Origin of the sequence: Kitasatospora sp. NPDC051914 (genome assembly GCF_040680995.1) — a bacterium.
Classification (GTDB): Bacteria; Actinomycetota; Actinomycetes; order Streptomycetales; family Streptomycetaceae; genus Kitasatospora.
On sequence record NZ_JBFAXX010000005.1, the window covers coordinates 22,066 to 45,050 of the forward strand.

General features: G+C 74.7%; 25 protein-coding genes and 1 riboswitch. Of the genes, 13 read left to right on the plus strand and 12 right to left on the minus strand.

The window, feature by feature from the left end:
* The first annotated feature begins 96 nt into the window (after window positions 1-96).
* The 5 genes from folP to AB0M03_RS05260 all read left to right on the plus strand — a co-directional run bounded on the left by folP (window position 97) and on the right by AB0M03_RS05260 (window position 3,370).
* Window positions 97-954: a dihydropteroate synthase gene (folP, locus tag AB0M03_RS05240; protein ID WP_363488605.1), complete on the plus strand. Its 858-nt coding sequence runs from the start codon at window positions 97-99 to the stop codon at window positions 952-954.
* 73 nt (window positions 955-1,027) lie between these two features.
* Window positions 1,028-1,507, plus strand: coding sequence for a nuclear transport factor 2 family protein (locus AB0M03_RS05245; RefSeq protein ID WP_363488855.1), 480 nt, complete (start codon window positions 1,028-1,030; stop codon window positions 1,505-1,507).
* A gap of 208 nt (window positions 1,508-1,715) precedes the next feature.
* The gene (gene folB / locus AB0M03_RS05250; protein ID WP_363488857.1) at window positions 1,716-2,075 is read left to right on the plus strand and encodes a dihydroneopterin aldolase; all 360 of its coding nucleotides are present in this window, start codon (window positions 1,716-1,718) and stop codon (window positions 2,073-2,075) included.
* 40 nt (window positions 2,076-2,115) lie between these two features.
* Window positions 2,116-2,715 (plus strand): 2-amino-4-hydroxy-6-hydroxymethyldihydropteridine diphosphokinase, encoded by a 600-nt coding sequence (gene folK, locus AB0M03_RS05255; RefSeq protein WP_363488607.1) that lies wholly within the window; start codon window positions 2,116-2,118, stop codon window positions 2,713-2,715.
* A gap of 163 nt (window positions 2,716-2,878) precedes the next feature.
* Complete coding sequence (locus AB0M03_RS05260; RefSeq protein WP_363488609.1) at window positions 2,879-3,370, plus strand: DUF3180 domain-containing protein; 492 nt, start codon at window positions 2,879-2,881, stop codon at window positions 3,368-3,370.
* A gap of 18 nt (window positions 3,371-3,388) precedes the next feature.
* Here AB0M03_RS05260 and AB0M03_RS05265 read toward each other — a convergent pair whose 3' ends face one another.
* Together AB0M03_RS05265 and AB0M03_RS05270 are read right to left on the minus strand one after the other, a co-directional pair.
* Entirely contained in the window at window positions 3,389-4,945 is a 1,557-nt protein-coding gene (locus tag AB0M03_RS05265; RefSeq protein WP_363488611.1) for an alpha/beta hydrolase, read from the minus strand.
* A 1-nt stretch (window position 4,946) separates the two neighbouring features.
* Entirely contained in the window at window positions 4,947-5,249 is a 303-nt protein-coding gene (locus AB0M03_RS05270) for a type VII secretion target (RefSeq protein ID WP_363488613.1), read from the minus strand.
* A 147-nt stretch (window positions 5,250-5,396) separates the two neighbouring features.
* Here AB0M03_RS05270 and AB0M03_RS05275 point away from each other — a divergent pair, with 147 nt between their 5' ends.
* A complete protein-coding gene (locus AB0M03_RS05275; protein ID WP_363488615.1) occupies window positions 5,397-6,446 on the plus strand; it encodes a hypothetical protein in 1,050 nt (349 codons plus the stop codon).
* 108 nt (window positions 6,447-6,554) lie between these two features.
* Here the strand turns inward: AB0M03_RS05275 and AB0M03_RS05280 are convergent, their stop codons facing one another.
* Together AB0M03_RS05280 and AB0M03_RS05285 are read right to left on the minus strand one after the other, a co-directional pair.
* Complete coding sequence (locus AB0M03_RS05280; protein ID WP_363488617.1) at window positions 6,555-7,130, minus strand: TerD family protein; 576 nt, start codon at window positions 7,128-7,130, stop codon at window positions 6,555-6,557.
* A 127-nt stretch (window positions 7,131-7,257) separates the two neighbouring features.
* The gene (locus AB0M03_RS05285) at window positions 7,258-7,746 is read right to left on the minus strand and encodes a hypothetical protein (RefSeq protein ID WP_363488619.1); all 489 of its coding nucleotides are present in this window, start codon (window positions 7,744-7,746) and stop codon (window positions 7,258-7,260) included.
* Between the two features lie 151 nt (window positions 7,747-7,897).
* On the opposite strand from AB0M03_RS05285, the gene arfB reads away from it, so the two are divergent.
* Entirely contained in the window at window positions 7,898-8,341 is a 444-nt protein-coding gene (gene arfB / locus AB0M03_RS05290; RefSeq protein WP_363488621.1) for an alternative ribosome rescue aminoacyl-tRNA hydrolase ArfB, read from the plus strand.
* Between the two features lie 39 nt (window positions 8,342-8,380).
* Here the strand turns inward: arfB and AB0M03_RS05295 are convergent, their stop codons facing one another.
* Window positions 8,381-8,908, minus strand: coding sequence for a flavin reductase family protein (locus AB0M03_RS05295; RefSeq protein ID WP_363488623.1), 528 nt, complete (start codon window positions 8,906-8,908; stop codon window positions 8,381-8,383).
* Window positions 8,909-9,187: 279 nt separating this feature from the next.
* Here AB0M03_RS05295 and AB0M03_RS05300 point away from each other — a divergent pair, with 279 nt between their 5' ends.
* Window positions 9,188-10,972, plus strand: coding sequence for a diguanylate cyclase (locus tag AB0M03_RS05300; RefSeq protein ID WP_363488625.1), 1,785 nt, complete (start codon window positions 9,188-9,190; stop codon window positions 10,970-10,972).
* A gap of 91 nt (window positions 10,973-11,063) precedes the next feature.
* Window positions 11,064-11,984 (plus strand): hypothetical protein, encoded by a 921-nt coding sequence (locus tag AB0M03_RS05305; RefSeq protein WP_363488627.1) that lies wholly within the window; start codon window positions 11,064-11,066, stop codon window positions 11,982-11,984.
* Here the strand turns inward: AB0M03_RS05305 and AB0M03_RS05310 are convergent.
* From AB0M03_RS05310 to AB0M03_RS05325, 4 genes are all read right to left on the minus strand, one after another.
* On the minus strand, window positions 11,962-12,825 hold the full coding sequence (locus AB0M03_RS05310; RefSeq protein WP_363488629.1) for a class II fructose-bisphosphate aldolase: 864 nt from the start codon (window positions 12,823-12,825) through the stop codon (window positions 11,962-11,964). The genes AB0M03_RS05305 and AB0M03_RS05310 overlap by 23 nt on opposite strands.
* A 64-nt stretch (window positions 12,826-12,889) precedes the next feature.
* Window positions 12,890-14,062: an N-acetylglucosamine-6-phosphate deacetylase gene (gene nagA / locus AB0M03_RS05315; RefSeq protein ID WP_363488631.1), complete on the minus strand. Its 1,173-nt coding sequence runs from the start codon at window positions 14,060-14,062 to the stop codon at window positions 12,890-12,892.
* On the minus strand, window positions 14,059-14,991 hold the full coding sequence (locus tag AB0M03_RS05320; RefSeq protein ID WP_363488633.1) for an ROK family protein: 933 nt from the start codon (window positions 14,989-14,991) through the stop codon (window positions 14,059-14,061). The genes nagA and AB0M03_RS05320 overlap by 4 nt, the downstream gene beginning before the upstream one ends.
* A gap of 132 nt (window positions 14,992-15,123) precedes the next feature.
* Complete coding sequence (locus tag AB0M03_RS05325) at window positions 15,124-16,056, minus strand: sugar isomerase (RefSeq protein WP_363488635.1); 933 nt, start codon at window positions 16,054-16,056, stop codon at window positions 15,124-15,126.
* Window positions 16,057-16,262: 206 nt separating this feature from the next.
* Between AB0M03_RS05325 and AB0M03_RS05330 the strand changes: the two genes are divergently transcribed.
* Window positions 16,263-17,057: a DeoR/GlpR family DNA-binding transcription regulator gene (locus tag AB0M03_RS05330; protein WP_363488637.1), complete on the plus strand. Its 795-nt coding sequence runs from the start codon at window positions 16,263-16,265 to the stop codon at window positions 17,055-17,057.
* Window positions 17,058-17,212: 155 nt separating this feature from the next.
* Window positions 17,213-18,505 carry an extracellular solute-binding protein gene (locus tag AB0M03_RS05335; protein ID WP_363488639.1) on the plus strand — a complete coding sequence of 431 codons (1,293 nt, stop codon included), beginning with the start codon at window positions 17,213-17,215 and terminating at the stop codon, window positions 18,503-18,505.
* Between the two features lie 57 nt (window positions 18,506-18,562).
* On the opposite strand, the gene AB0M03_RS05340 is transcribed toward AB0M03_RS05335, so the two are convergent.
* Entirely contained in the window at window positions 18,563-18,904 is a 342-nt protein-coding gene (locus AB0M03_RS05340) for a cupin domain-containing protein (protein ID WP_363488641.1), read from the minus strand.
* Between the two features lie 95 nt (window positions 18,905-18,999).
* Between AB0M03_RS05340 and AB0M03_RS05345 the strand changes: the two genes are divergently transcribed.
* Together AB0M03_RS05345 and otsB are read left to right on the plus strand one after the other, a co-directional pair.
* Window positions 19,000-19,227, plus strand: coding sequence for a DUF3263 domain-containing protein (locus AB0M03_RS05345; protein WP_363488643.1), 228 nt, complete (start codon window positions 19,000-19,002; stop codon window positions 19,225-19,227).
* 37 nt (window positions 19,228-19,264) lie between these two features.
* Window positions 19,265-20,125 carry a trehalose-phosphatase gene (otsB, locus tag AB0M03_RS05350; RefSeq protein WP_363488645.1) on the plus strand — a complete coding sequence of 287 codons (861 nt, stop codon included), beginning with the start codon at window positions 19,265-19,267 and terminating at the stop codon, window positions 20,123-20,125.
* 55 nt (window positions 20,126-20,180) lie between these two features.
* On the opposite strand, the gene AB0M03_RS05355 is transcribed toward otsB, so the two are convergent.
* A complete protein-coding gene (locus tag AB0M03_RS05355; protein WP_363488647.1) occupies window positions 20,181-21,650 on the minus strand; it encodes a trehalose-6-phosphate synthase in 1,470 nt (489 codons plus the stop codon).
* Window positions 21,651-21,711: 61 nt separating this feature from the next.
* Window positions 21,712-22,716, minus strand: coding sequence for a glucosyl-3-phosphoglycerate synthase (locus tag AB0M03_RS05360; RefSeq protein WP_363488649.1), 1,005 nt, complete (start codon window positions 22,714-22,716; stop codon window positions 21,712-21,714).
* A 137-nt stretch (window positions 22,717-22,853) separates the two neighbouring features.
* A riboswitch (SAM riboswitch) is annotated at window positions 22,854-22,983 on the plus strand.
* Window positions 22,984-22,985 lie beyond the last annotated feature (2 nt).

Consider the following 22,985-nt stretch of genomic DNA (forward strand, 5'->3'; position numbering starts at 1 on the left):
CCGCTCCACCCGCCCGCGGCGGGCACCGGCCCACGGTGCCCGCCGCAGGCGCGTCCGGCAGCCGGTCCACCCCGGCGGTGGCTCGATAATGGCCCCATGGACAACCCGCTGCCCGGCCTCCCGACCCTCGACCGCTGTGCCGTGATGGGGGTGGTCAACGTCACCCCGGACTCCTTCTCCGACGGCGGCCTGTGGCTCGATCCCGCCGCCGCGGTGGCGCACGGGCTCCGGCTGACCGCGCAGGGAGCCGACCTGATCGACGTCGGCGGGGAGTCCACCCGGCCGGGCGCCCAGCGGGTCACCGAGCAGGAGGAGCTGCGCCGGGTCATCCCGGTCGTCCGCGAGCTCGCCGCCGCCGGTGCGGTCGTCTCCGTCGACACCATGCGGGCGCGCGTCGCCGCCGAGGCCGTGGCGGCCGGCGCCAGGCTGGTCAACGACGTCTCCGGCGGCCTCGCCGACCCGGCGATGGCCGAGGTCGTCGCCGCCACCGGCGCCCCCTTCGTGGTGATGCACTGGCGCGGCCAGTCCGCCGACATGGACTCCCTCGCCGTCTACGACGACGTGGTCGCCGACGTCACCGCCGAGCTCACCGCCCGGATGACCGCCCTGCTGGCCGCCGGCGTCAAGGAGGAACAGCTCGTCCTCGACCCCGGTCTCGGCTTCGCCAAGACCAGCGAGCACAACTGGGCCCTGCTCGGCCGGCTCGACGCGCTCACCTCGCTCGGGCGCCCGGTGCTCGTCGCCGCTTCACGCAAGCGCTTCCTGGGTACGCTGCTCGCCAACCCGGAAACCGGGGAGCTGCGCCCGGCCAGGCAGCGGGACGACGCCACGGCGGCCGTCTCGGTGCTCGCGGCCCGGGCCGGCGCCTGGGCCGTCCGGGTGCACGACGTGGCCGGCACGGCGGACGCCGTACGAGTGGTCGCGGCCTGGCAGCAGGCCGCCCGAAGGGGGTAGGCGTGGCAGAGGCCCGGCAGGAGGCACAGTGCGAGGCGACGGCGAGGCGGATGCGCCGGGCGGAGGCGGCACGATGAGCGGCGGCGAGCGGGCGGCGGCCCTGGAAGTGGACCGCGAGGCCGTCCTGGCGGTGAACCAGGCACTCTACGAGGCGATGGAGAACGGCGACCTGGAGGCCGTCGAGTCCATCTGGCTGGGCGCATCGGACGCCGACGACAAGGGCGGCGTGGTCTGCGTCCACCCCGGCTGGCCGGTGCTGCGCGGGCGGGCACAGGTCACCCGCTCGTACATGCTGATCATGGCGAACACGGAGTACATCCAGTTCTTCCTGACCGACGTCGAGTGCGAGGTGCAGGGCGATGTGGCCCTCGTCACCTGCACCGAGAACATCCTCTCCGAGGGCGAGGCCGAGGAGGAGGGCGAACTGGGCCCGCTGGTCGGCGGGAAGGTCGTCTCCACCAACCTCTTCCGCCGCACCGCGGACGGCTGGCGGCTCTGGTCGCACCACGGCTCACCCGTCCTGACCAGCGCGGACGACGAGGACGAGGACTGACCCGGAGAGCGGTCGCCGGGCCGTCGCCGGAACGGCACGAAACGTTCACGTCAATCGCCGATCCGGCGTGCGTGCCGCCCCGTGCTGCCGGGTAGACGGTCAGGCACCCCGGGTACCCGGAGGTAGATTCGAGGGACGGCGGGCGACGGTGCCCGCCGTCGCCCTGTCCTCGGCCGGGGCCGTTCTCCTGGGAGCAGTGATTCGTTTGCTGGACCGCGTCACCCTGCGGGGCCTGCGTGCCCGCGGCCACCACGGCGTCTTCGAACGGGAGCGCGTCGAGGGCCAGACCTTCGTGGTCGACCTCGTGCTGTTCCTGGACACCCGGCCGGCCGCCGCCGGGGACGACCTGACCAAGACCGCGCACTACGGCGTGATCGCCGAGGAGGTCACCGCGGTGATCGCCGGTGACCCCGTCGACCTGATCGAGACGCTCGCCCAGCGCATCGCCGACCAGTGCCTCAAGCACGAGCCCGTCCAGGAGGTCGAGGTCACCGTGCACAAGCCGGACGCCCCGATCACCGTCCCGTTCGACGATGTGACCGTCACCATCCACCGGGGCCGCGCATGACGTGCCGGCCGCGTCGCCCCCGAGCCGCAGAGGGAATCCGATGAGCACCAGCGACCCGACCGCCTCGCCGACCACGTTCGACCTGGAGCGCCGGGTCGACAGGGCCGACTCCACGCTGCAGACCGTCCGCACCGCCGCGATCGCCCTCGGCGCCAACCTGGGCAACCGCCTGGAGACCCTGCAGGGCGCCATCGACGCCCTCGCGGACACCCCCGGCATCCGCGTCACCGCCGTCTCCGCGGTGTACGAGACGGACGCCGTCGGCGGCCCGGAGGACCAGCCGTCCTACTTCAACGCCGTGGTGCTGCTGCGCACCACCCTGCCCCCGCACTCCCTGCTGGAGCGCGGGAACGCCGTCGAGGACGCCTTCGGGCGGGTCCGCGAGGTCCGCTGGGGCCCGCGCACCCTGGACGTCGACATCCTCGCCGTGGAGGGCGTCCTCAGCGACGACCCGCAGCTGCTGCTGCCGCACCCGCGCGCGCACGAGCGCGCCTTCGTGCTCGCCCCCTGGCTCGACGCCGACCCGGACGCCGAGGTGCCCGGCCACGGCCCCGCCGCCGCCCTCCTCAAGGGGCTCGGCGGCGAGGAGGCCCAGGGCGTCCGCCGCCGCGCCGACCTGCAGCTGAGGCTGCCCGAGTGACACCGTCCGTACGGCCCGGTGCCCGGTGGGGAACTTCCCCCGGGGCCGGGCCGTCCGTACAGGTGGCACCTGGCGGCCCGGTACGGTGGGCTGTCACCGCCACCCAGCGACGGTCCGTCAGGGACAGCAGTCCGTCGCGTCCGCCGGGAAGGACACCGTCCGCGTGAAGCCGATCCGTCTCCGCCTGCTGCTCGGCATCACCGTCGTGACGGGGGTGCTGTCCTGGTCCGGCGCCAAGCTGTGGGGCTCCCTCGGCAGCCTCCCCGGCGTGCCGGCCGCCGCGCCGGTGGTGCTCGCGGCCGTCGCCGTGGTGCTGCTCGCCACCGCGATCTCGCTGCGGTCCCGGCTGAAGGCGGTCCGCGAGCGGCAGCCCGGGGCCAAGGGCGTCGACCCGCTGCACGCGGCGCGGGCCGTGGTGCTCGCCCAGGCCAGCGCCCTGGTCTCCGCCGTGGTCACCGGCATCTACGCCGGCACCGGCGTCTTCCTGCTCGGCCAGCTCGACATCTCGGCCCGCAAGTCCCAGGCCGTCACCGCGGGCTTCGCGGTCCTGGCCGGCGCCGCCGTGATGGCCGCCGCCCTGTGGCTGCAGCACATCTGCAAGCTCCCCGAGGACCACGACGGCCCGAGCCACCCGGCAGAGCCCTCCCCGCGCTGACCGCTGCCGCGGTCCGGCTCAGCGGGGCGGGGCGGGGGTGGTCTCCGCGCCGCGGCCGGCGACCACCCGGCCGATGTTCGCCAGGGAGGCCGACGGGCCGTCCGCCGCCGTGTCGAAGTAGGCGGAGTGGCTGGCGAAGGCGTTCCCGCGGTCGCCGGGGGCCACCTCGAAGCGGTGCGCGCCGAAGCCCGCGTCCGCCGGGTCGCGGCCGAACCACAGCTCGTCCGGCCCCGAGGCCTGCCGGGCCACCGCCACCGGCAGCCCGCCCAGCAGCATCCCGCCGGCCACGTCCGCACCGTCCGGCAGCCGGCCCACCGGGTCGTGGTCGGCCACCCCGACGTACACGTGGCCGCTGCCCACCCTGAGCTGGTCGGCCCGCTCCACCCCGGCACCCGGGCTGCCGACCAGGACCACGTCGTCCACGCCGGCGCCGTCCTGCCGCGCCGCGAGCCCGACCACCAGCGAGCCGTAGCTGTGGCCGACCGCCGTGACGTGCGCGGCCTCCTCCGGGCGGGCGGCCCGCAGCCCGCCCAGGAAGCGGTTCAGGTCCTCCGCACCGGCCCTGGCCCTGGCGTCCCCCGCGACCTGCGCCGAGCGCAGGCTCAGCCCCTCGTTGGGCGGGGCGTCGTAGCCGAGCCAGACCATCGCGGCGGCCGTCCGCCCGGTGCCGCAGCGCTCGGCGGCGCTGCGGATGCGCTCCGCCCGGTCGGCGTCCCCGCCGCCCGCGTTCGCCAGCCCGGTGCCGAAGCCCGGCACGTACACCGCGACGTCGTCCGCGGTGTCCGGGTCCCCGTAGGACAGCACGGCCCGGCCCTGCCCCTCGGCGCCGAGGGCGAGCAGCAGGACGTCGCCGCCCGCCGGGTCGCCGGCGGCCAGCTTCTGCGCGACCGCCCGCAGGGCCTCCCGCAGCGGACCGGACAGCGTGTCCGGGTGCTCCAGCAGCCGGGCCAGCTGCAGCCGGTTGGCACGGTCGCGGTCGCGGGCCGGCAACCCGTCCAGGGCGCCGACCAGTTCGGGCCGGCCCTCGGTCATGGCCGCCCGCGCGCCGGGCGGCAGGCCGCGCCACCAGGCGGCGACCTGTGCCGGGCTCGCGCCGAGCGGCGGCAGCAGGGCCCGCAGCCGGGCGTTCAGCGGCTCCCGGGGGTCGGACAGCCGGACCATCCCGGCCATCGCCGCGGCCGGGGTGAGCCCGCCCTCCCGGGCCGCCGCGGCCAGCGCGTTCAGCCGCTCGGCGACGTCCGCATCGGCCCGCTCGGCCTGTGCGACCCCGCCCTCGGGGTCGCCGCCCTGCTGTGCCGCCTGGGCGACCCGGAACGCCTCCGCGGCCTGGCGCAGCGTCTCCTGGACGAGCGTCAGCTCCATCCAGGCGGCCTGCAGCCGGCCCGCGGCCCGGTCCACCGCGGCTCCGGCGAGGCCGGCGGCCCGGCCCTGCCAGCCGGAGCCGCGCACCCGGTCCGCCGTGCGCCGGGCCCAGGCGACGTGGTGCCGGTCCAGGGCGGCGGCCAGGGCGCCGTAGGCCTCGGCGGCGGCCAGCAGTTCGGCCGGGCGGGCCGCGGCGAGGGCGGGGGCGTCCACCTCAGCCCGCCGGGGTGAGGCTGCGCCGGACGGCCTCCTCGGTGGCGGTGTACCCGTCGGCCGTCCGCCCGAGGTCCGTGCCGATCGTGCCGAGGTCGTCGGCCAGCCGCTCCAGCACCCGGTGCCAGGCGTCGGTGCAGGCGCGCAGCGCCTCGGCGGTGCGCCAGCCGGGGAGTGCGGCGGCGGCCGCGTCGGCCGGGCCGAGCATCGCCCTGGCATCGCCGCGCAGCTGTTCGGCGGTCTGCCGGGCGGCCTGCCCGGCGGCGGTCAACTCGCCTGGATGCACACGGAAACCGGGGGACACGGGCGCCTCGCTCTGACGGTCGGTCGGACGCCCGCCATGGTAACGGGCCGTGACGCCCCGGAAGCGCCGGGTATTTCCGACGGGCTGTCAAGAGCCGAATGAGTGGCGAGGCTGACAGGGCCCCGATTCGCACGCTAGTTTCTTGGCATGTCTCGTGGACGCCACCGTCATTCCTCCGTCCTCGGCCGTTCCGTGCCTCCCGTCGCCACCGGCGTTCTCGTCCTCGCCGCGGTGGCCGCACTGGTGGCCACGCCCGATGCGGTGGTGGCGCGTTCCGTCGGTGTCGCCGCCGTGGTGGCGGCCGTCGGCCTGGGCCTCCTGCTGCGCCAGCGCGACCGTGCCGCCCGCGCCGCGCTGCAGCTCGCCGCGACCAGGCGGCTGCGCCTGGAGGAGCGTTTCGAGGAACAGCTCGCCGAGGCCGAGTACGCCGCCGAGGTCGCCGAGGAGCGGGCCACCCGCTTCGGGCGCCGGCTGACGGCGGAGAAGTCGCGCCTCGCCAAGGCCGAGACCGAGATCGCCCGACTGCTGCGCGAACGCGCCGTCATGGTCGCCGAGCAGGCGATGCGCGAGGCCGAGGCGGCCCAGCGCGCGCTCGACGCCGCCCGCCCCGAGCACCCCGTCACCCCGGCCGCGTACGTCCGCGCGGCAGCCGCGCTGCGCCACCTGGAGCGCCGCGGTGCGGAGGCCGAGGAGCGCCGCCGCGAGGGCGAGGCGCGGGCCCAGCTGGAGCTCCGCCCGCGGATGCCGCAGCCTGTGCCGGTCGCCCGGCCGCAGGCCGTCCCCGCCGCGCCGACCGCCCGGGAGCCCGCCACCGAGCCGCAGCCGGTGTCCTCGGCACCCGTCCTGCGCACGCAGGCCGCAGGCACCGTCGTCCCGGCCGTCCGGCCCCGGCCCGTCGGGCGCATGAGCTTCAGCTTCTTCGGCCGCCCGGCCACCGCCGCCGCGCTGCGGGCCGCCGCCCCGGCGCCCGCGGTGGGCGACCTGGCGGACGTGGTGGGCGACGAGGCGCTGGCGGAGAGCGTCCGCTACGCCGCCCCGGCCGACAGCGCCGCACGGCCGGTCGAGCCCGCCCCCGCCCCGCTGCAGTCCGAGCCCGCCGAGCAGGCCGAGCACGGCCGGCCCGAGGTGGTCGACCTGACCCCGCACGAGGACACCGAGATGCTGCAGCTCCCCGAGCTGCGGGCGGGCCGCTCCTGACGGGGCGGCGGAAGACGCCGAACGGGCGATGCCCGGGACTCCCGCAGGAGTCCCGGGCATCGCCCGTTCGTGGTGCGCAGGCCGTTGACGGCCCGTCGGAGCAGAGCGTCAGACGTTGACGCCGAAGTCCTGGGCGATGCCGACCAGGCCGGAGGCGTAGCCCTGGCCGATGGCGCGGAACTTCCACTCGGCGCCGCTGCGGTAGAGCTCGCCGAAGATCATGGCGGTCTCGGTGGCTGCGTCCTCGGACAGGTCGTAGCGGGCGATCTCGGCGCCGCCGGCCGCGTTGAGCACGCGGATGTACGCGTTGCGGACCTGGCCGAAGCTCTGGCCGCGGCTGACCGCGTCGTAGATGGAGACCGGGAAGGTGATCCGGGTGACGTCGGCCGGCAGGCCGGCCAGGTTGACGTTGATCTGCTCGTCGTCGCCGGCGCCCTCGCCCGTCCGGTTGTCGCCGGTGTGGACGACCGTGTTGTCCGGGGTGGCGGTGTTGTTGAAGAAGACGAAGTGACGGTCGGAGTACACCTTGCCGTCGTTGTTCAGCACGATCGCGCTGGCGTCGAGGTCGAACTCCGCGCCGGTGGTGGTGCGGACGTCCCAGCCGAGGCCGACGGTGACGGCGCTCAGACCGGGGGCCTCCTTGGTCAGCGAGACGTTGCCACCCTTGGAGAGGCTCACGGGCATGGTGTGTGTGTCCCTTCGGTCGCTTTTGTTCGGGAGAACGCTGGTCGCGGGGGCCATGGTTCCAGGCCGGAGCGAATTTCTCGTACGAACCGTCGCACTGCGGCGTGCCGCGGGGCGGCTCCGGGTGTCAGACCCTGGGGAAACGGCCCTGCACCGTCCAGATGTTCGGATTGTCGCCGAGGCCCTCGTGCAGGTCCGTCAGATCGGCCAGCACGTCCTGCAGGAAGTCCCGCGCCTCGCGGCGGAGGTCCGCGTGGCGGACCACGATCGGCTCGGCGTCCCGCAGCCAGGTGGCGGTGATCTCCACCCAGCCGAAGCGGCGGGCGAAGCGCAGCAGCTCGGTGTTCTGGGTGAAGTCGAGGTCGGCGGTCTGCACGGTGGCGGCGCGGCTGCCCTGTGGGTCGCGGTCGAGCTGCTCGACGATGTCGCACAGCGCCCACGCGAAGTCCAGCACCGGCACCCAGCCCCAGCGGGTCTCCACGGCCTCGCCGTCCGTCTCCAGGTAGACGTCGCCGCAGAACAGGTCGTGGCGCAGACTGCGGACGGGGGCCTCCCGGTAGTCGGTCTGCGGCGGGTCGGGAAAGCGGTTGGACAGGGAATACCCGAGCTCGATCACGCCCCCATTCTCCGCCACCGGCCGGGGCGACCTTTCAGGGCGCCGGGCCGGCCACTCAGGGGCGCGGGGAACCGCGCCCCCTACGGGTGAGCCGATGCCCGGAAGGGGCGGGCCGATAACCGGGTGACCCGGGATGGGGCGGGGCGGGATGATGGGGGGTATGTCCGAGCCCATCCGCGTACGGGGGTCGGTGGTCGTCCCTGACGCCGAGCTCGTCTGGCGCTTCTCGCGTTCTTCCGGCCCCGGTGGCCAGCACGTCAACACCTCCGACACCCAGGTCGAGCTGCGCTACGACCTGGCGGGGTCGGCCGCGCTGCCTCCGGTGTGGAAGGAGCGTGCCCTGGAGCGCCTGGCCAACCGTCTGGTGGACGGCCGGGTGCTGGTCGTCCGGGCGTCCGAGCACCGCTCGCAGTGGCGCAACCGGGAGGTGGCCGCGGCCCGCCTCGCCTCCCTGCTGGGGGAGGCCACCGCTCCGCCGCCGAAGGCGCGCCGGGCGACCCGGCCGACCCGCGGCATGGTCGAGCGCCGTCTGGAGAACAAGCGGCACCGCGCCCAGCTGAAGCAGGGCAGGGGCCGCGTCCGCGGTGCCGACTGACGTTCCGTCGGCCGACGGGCCGTCCGTCCGGGGGCGGTGTCAGGCGAGCCGGCGGTAGTCGCCGCGGAAGTACAGCAGTGGCCGTCCGCCGGGTTCCTGCACCCGGGCCTCCAGGACGCGGCCGATGACGAGCGTGTGGTCCCCGGCGGGGACGCGCTGTTCGGTGCGGCACTCCACGGTGGCGAGGGCGCCGTCGATCAGCGGTGCGCCGCTGTGCTCGCCGCGCCGGTGCGGGGTGTCGGCGAACAGCAGCCGGTCGCTGAGCCGGCCCTTCATGGCGAACCGCGAGGCCGCGGTGCGCTGCTCCTCGGCGAGGAGGGAGACCGCCCAGGTCTCGGCGCGGGTGAGCACGTCGTCCATCCGGGAGTCCTCGCGGACCGAGATGAGCACCAGCGGCGGCTCCAGCGACACCGAGAGGAACGAGGTCGCCGTCATGCCCGCGTCCTCGCCGTCCTCGGGGTCGTTCGCCGTCACCAGGGCGACCCCGGAGGCGAGCTGGGAGAGGGCGGACCGGAACTCGTCGGGGCCGGCCGTGCGGGCGTGGGAGGGTTGCGAGGAGGTGTGCACGTACCGCACGGTAGTCCGCGGCCCTGTGGAGCGGAATCGGGCCCTGGTCGTAGGACCGTGGGCCGGTGCGGCGGAAGCGACGCGGGAAGATGTCCCGATTCGTCCGGATTTGCCATCGTCCATCGAGGTGAGGGCACGGGCAAGTGGTGTGATTTGAGTCACAAGTGATGGCCTATTGCTGACCGAGCGTGCCTATCGCTGTGCTCGCTGTGATTCAGTTCTTCTGGCAATCGGACGATAACCATCACCGCCAATCCGAAGCAGCCGGGGAGCCCCCGCATGGAAGCCGAGTCGGAGCCCTATGTCCGCCTCGCGACCCTCCGCACCTTGCACCGGGTCGTGGCGGACCTCAACGCTGCCCGCAGCCTGGCCGGCACCCTGCAGGCGGTGGTGGAGGGCGCCGTGCACGGGCTCGGGTTCGACGCGGCCGCGGTGAGCCTCGTCCGGCCCGACGGCGACCTGGTGGTGGCGGCGGTCTGGGAGGTCGAGGAGAGCGGGGTGGGCGGCCCGGCGGTGCTGCTCGGCCAGGTCGGCTCCCGCGAGTCCTGGGACCGGATGCTCAGCGTCAGCGACCACTGGGGCACGCTGCGCTTCCTGCCGTACGACCGGGGCTGGGCGATCGGCACCGACGTGCCGACCTGGACGGGCGACGGCCCGCTGCCCGTCTACGCCAACGACTGGCACCCCCGCGACTTCCTCTTCGCCCCCATGTACAGCGCCGGCGGCGACCTGCTCGGCGTGCTCTCGGTGGACCGGCCGCGCAGCGGCAAGCGGCCCGGCGCGTGGACCCGCGAGGCGCTGGAGATGTTCTCCCTGCAGGCGTCCATCGCGATCGGCAACGCCCGGCTGCGCGCCGAGATGCAGCGGGCGCTGGCCCGGCTGGAGAAGGAGCAGCAGGCGCTGCGGGCCAGCGAGGAGAGCTTCCGCCAGGCCTTCGAGTACGCGCCGAGCGGAATGGCGATCACCGAGCTGCACGGCGTCGGGCGGGGCCAGCTGACCAGGGTCAACGACGCGCTGTGCCGCCTGCTGGGCCGGCCGCGGGCGACGCTGCGCCAGCAGAGCTTCGCCGATCTGGTGCACCCGGAGGACCTCGCCCTGCTGCAGCGCACCAGCGCCGAGGGCGGCCGGGCGGAGCTGCGGCTCTCCCGGCGGGACGGCGGCTACCAGTGGGTCTGCCTGCGCAACTCGGTGGTGGCGGACGCCGCCGAGGGCCCGAGCTTCCTGCTCACGCACGTCGAGGACATCGAGGACCGCAAGCGGCACGAGCTGCAGCTGGCGCACCGGGCCAGCCACGACGCGCTGACCGGGCTGCCGAACGGCTCGGAGCTCAGGGCCAGGCTGGGCCGCCGGCTGTGCAGCGTGGCGCCGAGTGCGGCCGAGCACGGTGCCGCGCTCGCCTCCTCCGGGTTCTCCTACAGCGCGCACAGCGCCTTCGACGGCATGGGTGCGCCGGTGCCGCTGGCGCACGGGTACGGCGCGCCCGGCAGTGCCCTCGACCGCGACCTGGAGGCCTTCGCGGCCGGGGAGGTGCTGGGGCGCTTCGACCGCGGCCCGGCGCACGTGCACACCGTGGTGCCCGCCGAGCAGCCCGAGGGCGCCGAGCCGTGGAACGGCGCACACCGGATGCCGGCCGTCCCCGACAAGGGCCTGGCGGTGCTCTTCTGCGACCTGGACGGTTTCAAGTCCATCAACGACCGGTTCGGCCACAACGCCGGTGACGCGGTGCTCATCGAGGTGGCCCGTCGGCTCCAGCAGGCCGTCCGGGAGGGTGACACGGTGGCCCGGCTCGGCGGTGACGAGTTCGTGGTGCTCGCGGACGGCATCGGCCGCGAGGAGGCGAAGGACCTCGCCGGGCGGCTGCGCAACGCGATCATCCCGCCGATGCGGATCGACAACCGCGCGATGCGGGTGGGCGTCAGCCTCGGCATCGGCTGGGCGGGTTGCGGCATGTCCACCGAGGAGGTGCTGCACGCCGCCGACGAGCGGATGTACGACGAGAAGCGGGCGCGTGGAGGTTCCGTGAGGGGAGCGAGGGGGGAGCGTTCCCACCGTCGCGCCGGGTAGTCGCGCCGTTGATCGGCTTTCCCTGCGGCAGGGCCCTGCAGGTAGGGTTCCCCGGTACGAGCGTCCATCATCTGCCCGGGGAGTGAGCACCGTGACCACGGACGGCAGCAACGGCGCGCCCGAGGGCGCGGGCGACGACGACCCGTTCGCCTATCTCTACCGCCCTGCCGACGGCTCCGCCGCGCCCAGCCAGCCGCGCAGCTCGTACAGCCGCCCGATGGAGGTCGGCCGCGCGCAGTACGGCCAGCAGGCCGCCCCCCGCCCCCAGCAGGCCCACCCGGCGCAGCCCTCGTACGGCCAGCAGACCACCAGCCCGATGACACCGCTGCCGCCGCAGCAGCAGAGCCGCTACGCCGAGCGCTCCCGTCCGCAGCCGGGCGAGGACCGCCCGAGCTCGGGCCGCGGCAAGGGCGCCGTGATCGGTGCCGTGGCCGTGATCGCCGCGGTGGCGATCGGTGCGGGCATCGCGCTGTCCACCGGCGACCCGGGGAAGAAGGACAAGGCCGCGCCGAACCCGAGCGCCTCCGCGCAGGCCTCGACCGGCGCGCCCGCCTCGCCCTCCGCGTCTGCGAGCCCGACGCCGGACGCCAAGCCGGTCGCCGACGCCGCCAAGCTGCAGGCCCAGAACGCCCCGTCGGCGAGCACCGTGAAGGGCGCGATCTCCGCCGACGGCAGCTACCTGACGCTGCAGGGCGGGTCGACGGTGACCTGGACGGTGACGGCCGAGCAGGCCGGGCAGACCAAGTTCTGGCTGCACTTCAACAACACCGGCTCCGACACGCCGGCCCAGGTGACCGTCAACGGCAAGGAGCACCCCGGCGGGGTGACCTTCAAGAACTACTCCAAGGGCAGCACGGACGCGGACCGCGCCTGGTACAGCACCAACATATGGCCGCAGCTGGTGGCCGGGACGAACACCCTGACGGTGACCCTTCCGGCCGGCAGCGGCAGCATCCTGCTCGACCAGGTCGCGCTGACCCCGATGTCGGTCAGCGACTACCCGAAGAGCTGACGACGGCGGCGAGCCGGGCGACCGCGGCGGCCATCGCCGCGCGCCCCTCGGCGAGGTAGCGCCGCGGGTCGGTGACCCGGGCGTCCGCGGCCAGGTGCCGGCGGACGGCCGGGGTGAAGGCGGTGTTGAGCGCCGTGCCGATGTTCACCTTGACCAGTCCGGCCGCGATGCCGTCCGCGAGCTGGCCGTCCGGCACTCCCGAACTGCCGTGCAGGACCAGCGGAACGGGCACTGCGGCGGCCAGCCGGGCGATCAGGCCGTGGTCCAGTTCGGCGGTGCGGGCGGTCATCGCGTGCGAGCTGCCGACGGCGACGGCGAGCGCGTCCACACCGGTGTCCGCGACGTACCGGGCCGCCTCGTCCGGGTCGGTGCGGGCACCGGGGGCGTGCGGGGAGAGCGGCGGCTCGCCGTCCTTGCCGCCCACCCGGCCGAGCTCCGCCTCCAGGTGCAGCCCGTGCCGGTGCGCCCAGGCGGCGGCCTGCGCGGTCGACTTGACGTTGTCGTCGTGCGGCAGCCGGGAGGCGTCGTACATCGCCGAGGAGAAGCCGGCCGCCGGTGCGGCGTGCAGCAGATCGGTGTCCTCGACGTGGTCGAGGTGGAGCGAGAGCGGGACGCGGGCGGCGGCCGCGACCTCGGCGCAGGCGCGGGCCAGCGGCAGCAGCCGGCCGCCGTGGTAGCGGACCGCGTTCTGGCTGATCTGCAGCACGGCGGCGGTGCCGGCGGTCTCCGCGCCGGCCGCGATCGCCTCGGCGTGCTCCAGGGTGATCACGTTGAAGGCGGGCAGGCCGCGGCGGGCGGCCGCCGCGGCGGCGAGCAGGTCGGCGGTGGCGGCGAGAGGCATGGGTGTCCCCCTGGGGTGAGTGGCGGGACGCAGTACCGCCACTCACCCCGGTGGGACGCGGGGATCAGACCGGGAGGGCCTGGGAGAGACGGTCGGCGCCGGTGATCCACTCGCCGCGGCGCATCACCGCGACGAGGTCGTACGTGAGGGAGTCGAGGACGACCAGGTCGGCGTTCTTGCCGGTCTCCAGCGACCCGACGGTGTCCGCCAGGCCGAGCAGCCGGGCCGGAACGGTGGACAGGGACTCGACGGCCTGACCGAGGCTCAGTCCGTTGACGGTGACGGAGCGCTCGAACGCCACGTCGAGGGTGAGGGTGGAGCCCGCGATGGAGCCGCCCTCGACCAGCCGGGCCACGCCTCCCTCGACCCGGACGGCCAGGGGCCCGAGCGGGTAGAGGCCGTCGCCCATGCCGGCCGCGCCCATGGCGTCGGTGATCAGCGCGACCCGGCCGGAGCCGGCGGTGCCGTAGGCGAGGTCCAGCACCGAGGGGTGCAGGTGGACGCCGTCGTTGATCAGTTCGACGGTGACCCGCTCGTCCTCCAGCAGGGCGACGATCGGGCCGGGGGCACGGTGGCCGATGGCCGGCATCGCGTTGAACAGGTGGGTGGCGACGGTCGCGCCGGCCTCGATCGCCTCCAGGGTCTTGGCATAGTCGGAGTCGGTGTGGCCGACGGCCGCGATCACGCCGAGGTCGGCCAGCATCCGGACGGAGTCCAGGCCGCCCGGGAGCTCGGGGGCGAGGGTGACCATCCGCGCGGTGCCGCGGGCGGCGTCCACCACCTTGCGGACGACCGCCGGGTCGGGGTCGCGCAGCAGGGCGGGGTCGTGCGCGCCGCAGCGGCCCGGCGAGATGAACGGGCCCTCGAAGTGCACGCCGGCCAGCACGCCGTCCTCGACCAGCTCGGAGAGGACGGCCGCCTGCCGGCACACCTCGTCGATCTCGCCGGTGACGGTGGAGGCGATCGTCGTGGTGGTGCCGTGTGCCAGGTGGGTGCGTGCCGCGACCAGTGCCTGCTCGGCGTCGCCGGAGGCGTACGAGGCGCCGCCGCCGCCGTGCACGTGCAGGTCGACGAAGCCGGGGACGACCGTGCACCCGGTGAGATCGAGGTCGGCGGGCTCGCGCTCGCCGCCGAGGGCCGCGATCCGCGACCCCTCGACGGTGAGCCGGCCGTTCTCGACGACGCCGCCCGGCAGGACGAGTCGGGCTCCGGCCAGTGCAATGCGGTCCGCGGTCACGCGGTCACCTCCGTGGAGAGCAGGTCCCAGGCGAGCAGACCCGCGCCCAGGGAAGCTGCGGTGTCTCTGAGCTCGGCCGGGACGACCTTGGGCGGCATCTGGAAGGTCAGCCGCTCGGAGACCGCCGCACGCAGCGGTGCGAAGAGCGTGTCGCCCGCCTCGGCCAGCCCGCCGCCGACGATCACCGTGGACGGGTCCAGCAGGCTCTGGGCCATCACGATGCCGTCCGCGAGGGCCTCGACCGCCGTCCGCCAGACCTCGGCCGCGCGCGGGTCGCCGGCCTCGACCGCGGCCGCGCAGGCAGCCGCGTCCGCCTCCGGGTCGCCGCTGGCCCCGGCCCAGGCCCGGGAGACCGCGGAGGCCGAGGCCAGGGTCTCCAGGCAGCCGCGGGCGCCGCAGCCGCAGGCCGGGCCGCCGGGCCGGACCACGACGTGGCCGATCTCGCCGCCGTAGCCGTGCGCTCCCGCCTCGATCCGTCCGCCGATGCCGATGGCGCCGGCGATGCCGGTGCCCAGCGCGACGAACAGGAACCGGTCGACGCCGCGGCCGGCGCCGATCCGTCCCTCGGCCAGCCCGCCGGAGCGGACGTCGTGGCCGAGGGCGACCGGCAGGCCGCCGAGGCGCTCGCCGAGCAGCTTGCGCATCGGCAGGTCGCGCCAGCCGAGGTTGGCGGAGAAGACCGCGATCCCGTTCTTCTCGTCGATCGTCCCCGGCACGGCGACGCCGGCGGCGAGGGGAGCGCTCCCGAGACGGGTCCGGCCCTCGTCCGCCAGGTCGGCGGCGAAGTCGAGGATGGCGGCGACGACGGCGTCCGTGCCGTGCTCCCGCCCGGTCGGCCTCCGTGCTTCCAGCAGCACGGAGCCGTCCTGGGCGAGCAGCGCGGCCTTCATGCCGGTGCCGCCCACATCGAGTGCGATGACGTGCTTCACGGGGGACAGTCTCCCTTGAGCCGGTCCGAGAGGTCTAGTCCAGTTGCGTGATTGGTCTGGTCCATGTCGGTGACGTTTGTCGCCATTGCGCCACAGCCGAGAGGTTTGCTCCTTCCCGCCCCGCCTCCTTTCTCATGCCCCGTCCGGGGCGAGTACCACCGACCGGGTCAGATTCCGCGGCCGGTCCGGGTCTAGTCCGCGGGCTGCGGCGACCGCCAGCGCCAGGCGCTGCGCCCGGACGAGGTCGGCCATCGGGTCGATGCCGTCCGTGCCCGAACCGGCCACCAGCAGCGCGCCGGTCGCCGCGATCTGGCCGGCCAGGCCTTCCGGCAGGTCGCCGAAGACCCAGACCGCGCGGCCCGGCGCGGCGATGCTGATCGGCCCGTGCCGGTACTCCATCGCCGGGTAGGCCTCCGTCCAGGAGAGCGAGGCCTCGCGCATCTTGAGCGCGGCCTCCAGGGCGAGGCCGGCCGTCCAGCCGGTGCCGAGGAACGAGAACTGCTCGCAGCCGGCCAGCCCCTCCGGGAGCGGGTCGGCCACCGCCCCCAGCCCGTCCGCGGCGGCCCGGGCGACCGTGCGCGCCCCGGCGGGCAGGGCGCCCTCCGACTCCAGGTGGGCCCGGAGCAGGGCGAGGGCGGTGGTGGCGAAGCGGGTCTGCACCACCGAGCGCTCGTCCGCGAAGCCGAGGTCGAGCACCGCGTCGGCGGCGCCGGTGACCGGCTGCGAGGTGTCCGCGGTGATCGCGGTGGCGGGGGCCTTGGTGCGCCCGAGCAGCTCCAGCACCTCGGTGGTGGTGCCGGAGCGGGTGATCGCCAGCACCCGGTCGTAGCGGCGGCCCTGCGGGAACTCGGAGGCGGCGAAGGCGTCCGTCTCGCCGTGCCCGCCGGCCTCCCGCAGCGCGGCGTACGCCTGCGCCATGAACCAGGACGTGCCGCAGCCGACCACGGCCACGCGCTCCCCGCGCTGCGGGAGGCGGTCGGCCGACTCGGCGGCCAGCGCCGAGGCCGTGCGCCAGTCGGCGGGCTGGGTGGCCAGCTCCTCGGCGGTGAGGGATGGCTGGGGCATGGAGCGGCTCCTCGGACTCGTGACCCGGAACTGCGTGAAGATGATTGATTTATAGCTCTTTCGCGCATCAATGCGCAACGGTGCGAAGGCCGGGCGTGGCGCGGGCCTGCGCCCGGCCGGGCGCGCCGCGCAAGCGGTGTGCAAAGCTGTGCAGGCTTCGCGCACATGCGCGCAGCGGCCGGATCTGGTCAGGAGGGCGGCGCGGGGTGTCCAGGTACGAGCGGTGGAACGCACTGCTGGAACTGCTGGCGGAGCACGGCCGACTGGAGGTCGAGGAGGCCGCCGAGGAGCTCCAGGTCTCCGCCGCGACCATCCGCCGCGACCTCGACCAGCTGGCCCGCCAGCAGATGGTCACCCGCACCCGGGGCGGCGCGGTCGCCCACCACGTCTCCTACGACCTGCCGCTGCGCTACAAGACCGCCCGGCACGCCGACGCCAAGCAGCGGATCGGCGCCGCGGTGGCCGGCCTGGTCGCCCCCGGCGAGGTGGTCGGACTCAACGGCGGCACCACCACCACCGAGGTCGCCCGGGCGCTCGCCGTCCGGCCCGAGCTCACCGAGCGCCCCGAGGGCGGCGCCGGCCAGGGCCTCACCGTGGTCACCAACGCCCTCAACATCGCCAATGAACTGACGGTCCGTCCGCAGGTGAAGATCGTGGTCACCGGCGGCGTCGCCCGCCCGCAGTCCTACGAGCTGATCGGCCCGCTCGCCGGGCTGATGCTGGCCGAACTCGCCCTGGACGTCACCGTGCTGGGCGTGGACGCGATCGACGTCGAGCACGGCGCCACCGCCCACCACGAGGGCGAGGCCGGAGTGAACCGGCTGCTCGCCGAGCGGGCGAAGCGCGTGGTGGTCGCCGCCGACTCCTCCAAGCTCGGCCGCCGCGCCTTCGCCCGGATCTGCGGCCTGGAGGCGATCGACACCCTGGTCACCGACTCCGGTGCCGACGCCGGTCTGACGCGGGCGTTCACGGAGGCCGGCGTTCAGGTGGTCACCGTCTGAACACCGTTCCGGACTGTCCGGATTCGCCCGGTTCCGATTGCATCCGGTGCAACGACATCTGACACTTCGATAACTACCGCGCGAACAGGTCTGGACCACGCCTACGGCGGCTTGGGAGGGTGGCGCAGCTTCCCCTCCCTAAGGCGGTACCCCGCGTGAACACCCTCACCCGCACCAATCCGCTCCGCGCCTGTCGCGCCCTCCTGCCCGCGCTCGCCCTGGTGCTGGCCACCGGCTGCGGCACGTTCGGCGACGGCGACGGCGGCGGCGACGTCACGCTCCGCCTGGTCGCCGCGGACTACGGCGACAGCGACGCCAACAGCACCTCGCGCTTCTGGGACGAGGTCGTCCGCGGCTTCGAGGCGGCCAACCCCGGGATCAAGGTCCAGGTCGACCTGCAGAGCTGGAACGACATCGACAAGCGGGTCGCCTCGCTGATCGCCGAGGGCCACGTCCCCGACCTCGTGCAGACCGGCGGCTTCGCCGACCAGGTCGCCGCCGGCCGGCTCTACCCCGCCACCGACGTGCTCTCCATCGACACCCAGGCCGGCATGATCGACGCCTTCGCCCGGGCCGGCCAGGTGCTCGGCAGCCAGTACGGCATCCCGTTCGTCGCCTCCACCCGGGTGTTCTTCTACAACAAGGCGATCTTCGCCAAGGCCGGCATCACCGCCCCGCCCACCACCTGGGACGAGCTGCGCCACGACGCCGAACAGATCAAGGCCAAGGTGCCCGGGGTGATCCCGTACGGGCTGCCGCTCGGCCCCGAGGAGGCCCAGGCCGAGTCGATGATCTGGGCCATGGGCGGGGGCGGCGGCCTCGCCGACAACGCCGGAAACTACACCTTCGACTCCCCGCAGAACCGGGCCACCTTCGCCTGGCTGCGCAGCAACCTGGTCGACAAGCACCTCACCTACGCCGACCCGGCCGCCACCGACCGCAAGACCGCCTTCAACGACTTCGCCGGCGGCAAGGTCGCGATGCTCAACGGCCACCCCGGCCTGATCGCCAAGGCCGTCGGCGCGAAGATCGACTACGGCACGGCGGCGATCCCGCGCAAGGACGCCTCGGTGAAGCCGGCCACCTTCGGCGTCGCCGACTGGATGATGGCTTTCAAGGCCAACGGGCACCGCGCCGAGATCAAGAAGTTCCTCGGCCACCTCTACCGGAAGGACAACCAGCTCTCCTTCGACGAGCAGTACAACCTGCTCCCGGTCACCCAGGAGACCCGCGCCGACATGACCGGCAGCGGCCGCCACCGCGACCTCACCGAGTTCCTCAACGCCCTGCCGACCGCCAACTTCTACCCCTACGGCGACCCCTCCTGGGACAAGGTCAGCGGTCTGGTCAAGCAGCAGATCGGCGCGGCGGTGAAGCGCGACGGCGACGACGCCCTGGCAGCACTCCAGGCCGCCGCCGCAGCCGAGGCAGGGCGCGCGAGGAGGTAGCCAGTGCCGCGTCGGGCAGCCCGCGCCCTGTCGCGCAGAGAGTCGCCTGACGCGGCACTAGCCCAGCGTGATCGCGTAGGCCTTGCGGAGGGTCTCGTGGACCGTCCAGGTGGTGCGGTCGCCGGCGCGCAGGACGGCCGCGTCGCCGGGGCCGACCTCCAGGGTCGGGCCGCCCTCGACCTCGACGGTGGCCCGGCCGCTCACCACCACGAACAGCTCGTCCGCCTCGGTGTCGGTCACCACCCCCGGCGTGATCTGCCACAGGCCGCGCAGCTGCCGCCCGTCCGGCGAGGTCCACAGCACCTTCCCGGTCACCTCGGGCGTACCGGAGACGATCCGGTCGGGGTCGAGCGGCTCGGGCTCGAGCTCGGCGCCGGGGACGTGCAGTGCGAAGGTCATGGCTCCGACGCTAGCGGCGCCGGGCACCCGGGCGGGGCGGGCAGAGTGTGTCGCACCGGCCGGGCAGAATGACACCTCGTAAGAGGAGGTGGACGATGGCGGAACTGACCGAGCGGGAGCGCGCGGTGCTCGCCCTGGAGGCCCGGCCCTGGCGCACCGCGGGTGCCAAGGAGCGGGCGATCCGCGAGGAGCTCGACATCTCGGCCACCCGCTACTACCAGCTGCTCAACGCCCTGCTGGACCGGCCGGAGGCGCTGGCCGCCGATCCGGTGCTGGTCAACCGGCTGCGGCGGGTCCGCGAGCGCAGGCGCGCCGCGCGCTGACGGTGTCCGGCGCCCGCGCCTGGGTACCGTCCCGGACATGGGCATTCCTGAGCAGTTCACACCGAGCACGGCCGCCGGGCGGGACGGCCTCGCCGCCCTGCTGGCCGCTCCCGGCGAGGCCGTGGTGGCACTCGACTTCGACGGCACCCTGGCCCCGATCGTGGCCGACCCGACCGCGGCCCGGGCCCACCCGGAGGCCGCGGCCGTGCTGTCCGCACTGGCCCCGCAGGTCGCGGCGGTGGTCGTGGTCACCGGCCGGCCCGCCGCCGACGCCGTCGCGTACGGGGGCTTCGCCGGCGTCCCCGGTCTGGAGCACCTCACCGTCCTCGGCCAGTACGGCGCCGAGCGCTGGGACGCGCAGTCCGGGGAGCTGACCGCCCCCGAGCCGCCGGCCGGCGTCGCGGCCGCTCGGGCCGCCCTCCCCGGGGTGCTGGCCCGCGAGGCCGCCCCCGAGGGCACCTGGACGGAGGACAAGGGCCGGGCGCTCGCCGTGCACACCCGCCGCACCGCGGAGCCGCAGCCCGCGATGGACCGGCTGCGCGCCCCGCTGGCCGCGTTCGCCGCCGAGCACGGCCTGGTCGTGGAGCCCGGCCGGTTCGTGCTGGAGCTGCGGCCGCCGGGCGTCGACAAGGGCGCCGCGCTGGAGGCCTTCCTCGCCGAGCGGTCCGCCCGGACCGTCCTCTACGCCGGCGACGACCTGGGCGACCTGGCCGCCTACGCGGCGGTCGAGAAGCGGCGCGGCGAGGGGTCGCCGGGGCTGCTGGTGTGCAGCGGCCCGACCACCGGCGAGGCGCCGGTGCGCGAACTGGCCGACCGGGCGGACCTGGTGGTCCAGGGTCCGGCCGGCCTGGTGGACCTGCTGTCGGCCCTCGCCGAGGAACTGGGCCCGCGGCGCTGAGGCGTGCCGTCGGGGCACATGGGTGACCCTGGTGGGTCACCCATGTGCCCGGGTGTCAGCCGAGGGCGTTCAGCTGGTCCAGGAACCACTGCTGCGGGGGCAGTGCGGTGGCTGCGGCGGCGAGCCGCTTGGTGCGGTCGGTGCGCTCGCCCGCGGGCATGGTGAGGGCCTGGTGCAGGGCGTCCGCGGTGGCGATCACGTCGTACGGGTTGACGGTGATCGAGTCGTCGGCGAGCTCCGCGAAGGCGCCGGCCTCCCGGGAGAGGACCAGGGCGCAGCCCGTGTCGGAGACCACCGGGATCTCCTTGGCGACCAGGTTCATGCCGTCCCGGATCGGGTTGACCAGGGCGACGTCGGCCAGCCGGTAGGCGGCCAGCGAGCGCGGGAAGTCGTCGTTGACGTGCAGGATCAGCGGCTGCCAGGAGGGCGTGGCGAACTCGTCGTCGATCTCGTGGGCGATCCGCTGCACGGCCGCCGTGTACTCGCGGTACTCCGGCAGGTCGTGCCGGGACGGGTAGGCGAAGGCGATGTGCACCACCCGGTCCAGCCACTCGGGGCGGCTGCGCAGCAGGTGCCGGTAGGCGAGCAGGCCGCGGACGATGTTCTTGCTGAGCTCGGTGCGGTCGACCCGCACGATGGTCCTGCGGTCGCCGACCGACTCGCGGAGTGCGGCCAGCCGGGCGTCGACGTCCGGCCGGTGCGCGCGCTCGCGCAGGAAGTCGGCGTCGGCGCCGAGCCCGTGCACGCCGAGCCGTGTGGTGCGTCCGGCGTGGGTGACGGTGCGGGCGGCGCGGTCCACCTCGGCGCCGAGCACCTTCTCGCAGCAGTCGGCGAAGGCGAGCGCCCAGCGCTCGGTGAGGAAGCCGGCCCGGTCGGCGCCCAGGATGCCGGTGAGCACCTCGGCGGCGACGTCGTCGGGCAGCAGCCGGTAGTACTCGGGCGGCGCCCACGGGGTGTGCGAGAAGTGTCCGATCCGCAGGTCGGGGCGGAGTGCGCGGAGCAGTGCCGGGGCGAGCGACAGGTGGTAGTCCTGCACCAGCACGGCGGCGCCCGGGGCGGCCTCGGCGGCCAGTGCCTCGGCGAAGGCGGTGTTGTACGCGGTGTAGGACTCCCACTCGCGGCGGAACCGGTCGTCGAAGACGGGGGAGACCGGGGTGTCGTACAGCAGGTGGTGGACGAACCACAGGGTGGAGTTGGCGATGCCGTTGTAGGCGCGGGCGAATGTGCCGGGCTCGATGTCCAGCATCCGGACGGCCTGTCCACCCACGTCGTGGCCGGCGAGGTCGAGCCGTCCGTCCGGGGCCTGCCGGGCGGCCGTCCGGTCGGCGTCACCGAGGGCGGCGCAGACCCAGACCGCCGAGGGGTCGTCGATCGCGGACAGCCCGGAGACCAGACCGCCACCGCCTCTCTTCAGGGTGAGCGCGCCGTCGTCCCCGCTGCTGAAGGACACCGGGCCGCGGTTCGAGGCCACCAGGACGGGGGCGGCGCCGGACTGCTGCGTACGTTCGAACGCGAGATCGGCCATATCCCCTAGCTTGCCGCGGGACCGCCGCGGCAAACCATTCGAAGCCCCGCGCGGGCCGCGCTCAGCGGTCCCGGTACTCGGGGACGGTCCGCATCGGCGGGCGTTCCAGGGCGGTGACCTCGTGGGTGTGCGCGGTGAAGCCGCGGGTGCCCGGGTCCCGGCTGAACTGGGTGAGCAGCGGGTGGACGAGGTCCTCGCCGGCCTTCAGCCGGTGGGCGCGGTCGAGCCGCTCCAGGGCGGTGCGGTAGATCGTGGCGGCCATCCGCCCGAGCGCCTGGCCGTCCTGGTGGCGGTGGTGCCGCACCCCGACGTCGACCTGGGCCAGCGCGTCCAGGCCGACCTCCTCCAGCGCGTCCACCAGCAGACCGAGTTCCACCCCGTACCCGGTCGGGAAGGGCAGCCGCTCCAGCAGCGAACGGCGCGCCGCGTACTCGCCGCCGAGCGGCTGGACGAAGCCGGCCAGCTGCGGCCAGTGCAGGTTGAGCAGCGGCCGGGCGACCAGCTCGGTGACCCGTCCGCCGCCGGCCGGCACCACCGCCCCCTCGGTCTCCAGCGGACGGTCGTACATCGCCTTGACCAGCTGGATCCCGGGGTCGGTGAGGAGCGGGCCGACGATGCCGGAGACGAAGGCCGGGTCGAACTCGCGCAGGTCGGCGTCGACGAAGCAGACGATCTCGCCGGTGGTCGCCAGCAGCGAGCGCCAGAGCACCTCGCCCTTGCCGGGGGCCGCCGCGAGCCGGGGGAGCACGTCGTCCCTGTGCACCACGCGGGCGCCGGCCGCGCGGGCGGTCTCGGCGGTCCGGTCGACCGAGCCGGAGTCGACCACCACCAGTTCGTCGACCAGGGGGTGGCGCTCCATCAGCTCCTCGCGGACGGTGGCGACGATCTCCCCGACGGTCGGTTCCTCGTCGAGTGCGGGCAGGACGACGCTGACGGTGCCGGCCCGACCCGCCGCCCGCTTGGCGGCGAGCAGCCGCTCCAGGGGGCGGTCGGCCGCCGTCCAGGAGCGGCGACGCAGCCAGGACGCCACCTCCGGGAGGACGTCGGGACGGGGCAACTCGGTCACGGTCTCGCTCCTCGCAACTTCCATCTCGCGGATCGGACGCAACCTCTCGGCGCCCGGGCCTTCGGATACAGTCTTCGTACTGAGGTCGAGCCTTCGCACGCCGGGGTCGCCGCAGCGCACGACACACAACTTCACAGAGCTCATCCAGAGGGACTGAGGGAACGGCCCGTTGACGTCCCGGCAACCTTCTCGCGCGGCGGTCGCAGGCCCGCGGGACAGGTGCCAATTCCGGCCTGTGGCGCAACCGCGTCACGGGGAAGATGAGGAGA

What these genes read in the sequence shown, in the direction of transcription:
- AB0M03_RS05300 (WP_363488625.1), top strand. Translation starts at nt 9,188, where the DNA reads ATGGAAGCCGAGTCGGAGCCCTATGTCCGCCTCGCGACCCTCCGCACC.
- AB0M03_RS05345 (WP_363488643.1), top strand. Translation starts at nt 19,000, where the DNA reads ATGGCGGAACTGACCGAGCGGGAGCGCGCGGTGCTCGCCCTGGAGGCC.
- otsB (WP_363488645.1), top strand. Translation starts at nt 19,265, where the DNA reads ATGGGCATTCCTGAGCAGTTCACACCGAGCACGGCCGCCGGGCGGGAC.
- arfB (WP_363488621.1), top strand. Translation starts at nt 7,898, where the DNA reads ATGGGGGGTATGTCCGAGCCCATCCGCGTACGGGGGTCGGTGGTCGTC.
- folP (WP_363488605.1), top strand. Translation starts at nt 97, where the DNA reads ATGGACAACCCGCTGCCCGGCCTCCCGACCCTCGACCGCTGTGCCGTG.
- AB0M03_RS05280 (WP_363488617.1), bottom strand. Translation starts at nt 7,130, where the DNA reads ATGCCCGTGAGCCTCTCCAAGGGTGGCAACGTCTCGCTGACCAAGGAG.
- AB0M03_RS05275 (WP_363488615.1), top strand. Translation starts at nt 5,397, where the DNA reads ATGTCTCGTGGACGCCACCGTCATTCCTCCGTCCTCGGCCGTTCCGTG.
- AB0M03_RS05340 (WP_363488641.1), bottom strand. Translation starts at nt 18,904, where the DNA reads ATGACCTTCGCACTGCACGTCCCCGGCGCCGAGCTCGAGCCCGAGCCG.
- AB0M03_RS05245 (WP_363488855.1), top strand. Translation starts at nt 1,028, where the DNA reads ATGAGCGGCGGCGAGCGGGCGGCGGCCCTGGAAGTGGACCGCGAGGCC.
- AB0M03_RS05310 (WP_363488629.1), bottom strand. Translation starts at nt 12,825, where the DNA reads ATGCCTCTCGCCGCCACCGCCGACCTGCTCGCCGCCGCGGCGGCCGCC.
- folK (WP_363488607.1), top strand. Translation starts at nt 2,116, where the DNA reads ATGAGCACCAGCGACCCGACCGCCTCGCCGACCACGTTCGACCTGGAG.
- AB0M03_RS05325 (WP_363488635.1), bottom strand. Translation starts at nt 16,056, where the DNA reads ATGCCCCAGCCATCCCTCACCGCCGAGGAGCTGGCCACCCAGCCCGCC.
- AB0M03_RS05355 (WP_363488647.1), bottom strand. Translation starts at nt 21,650, where the DNA reads ATGGCCGATCTCGCGTTCGAACGTACGCAGCAGTCCGGCGCCGCCCCC.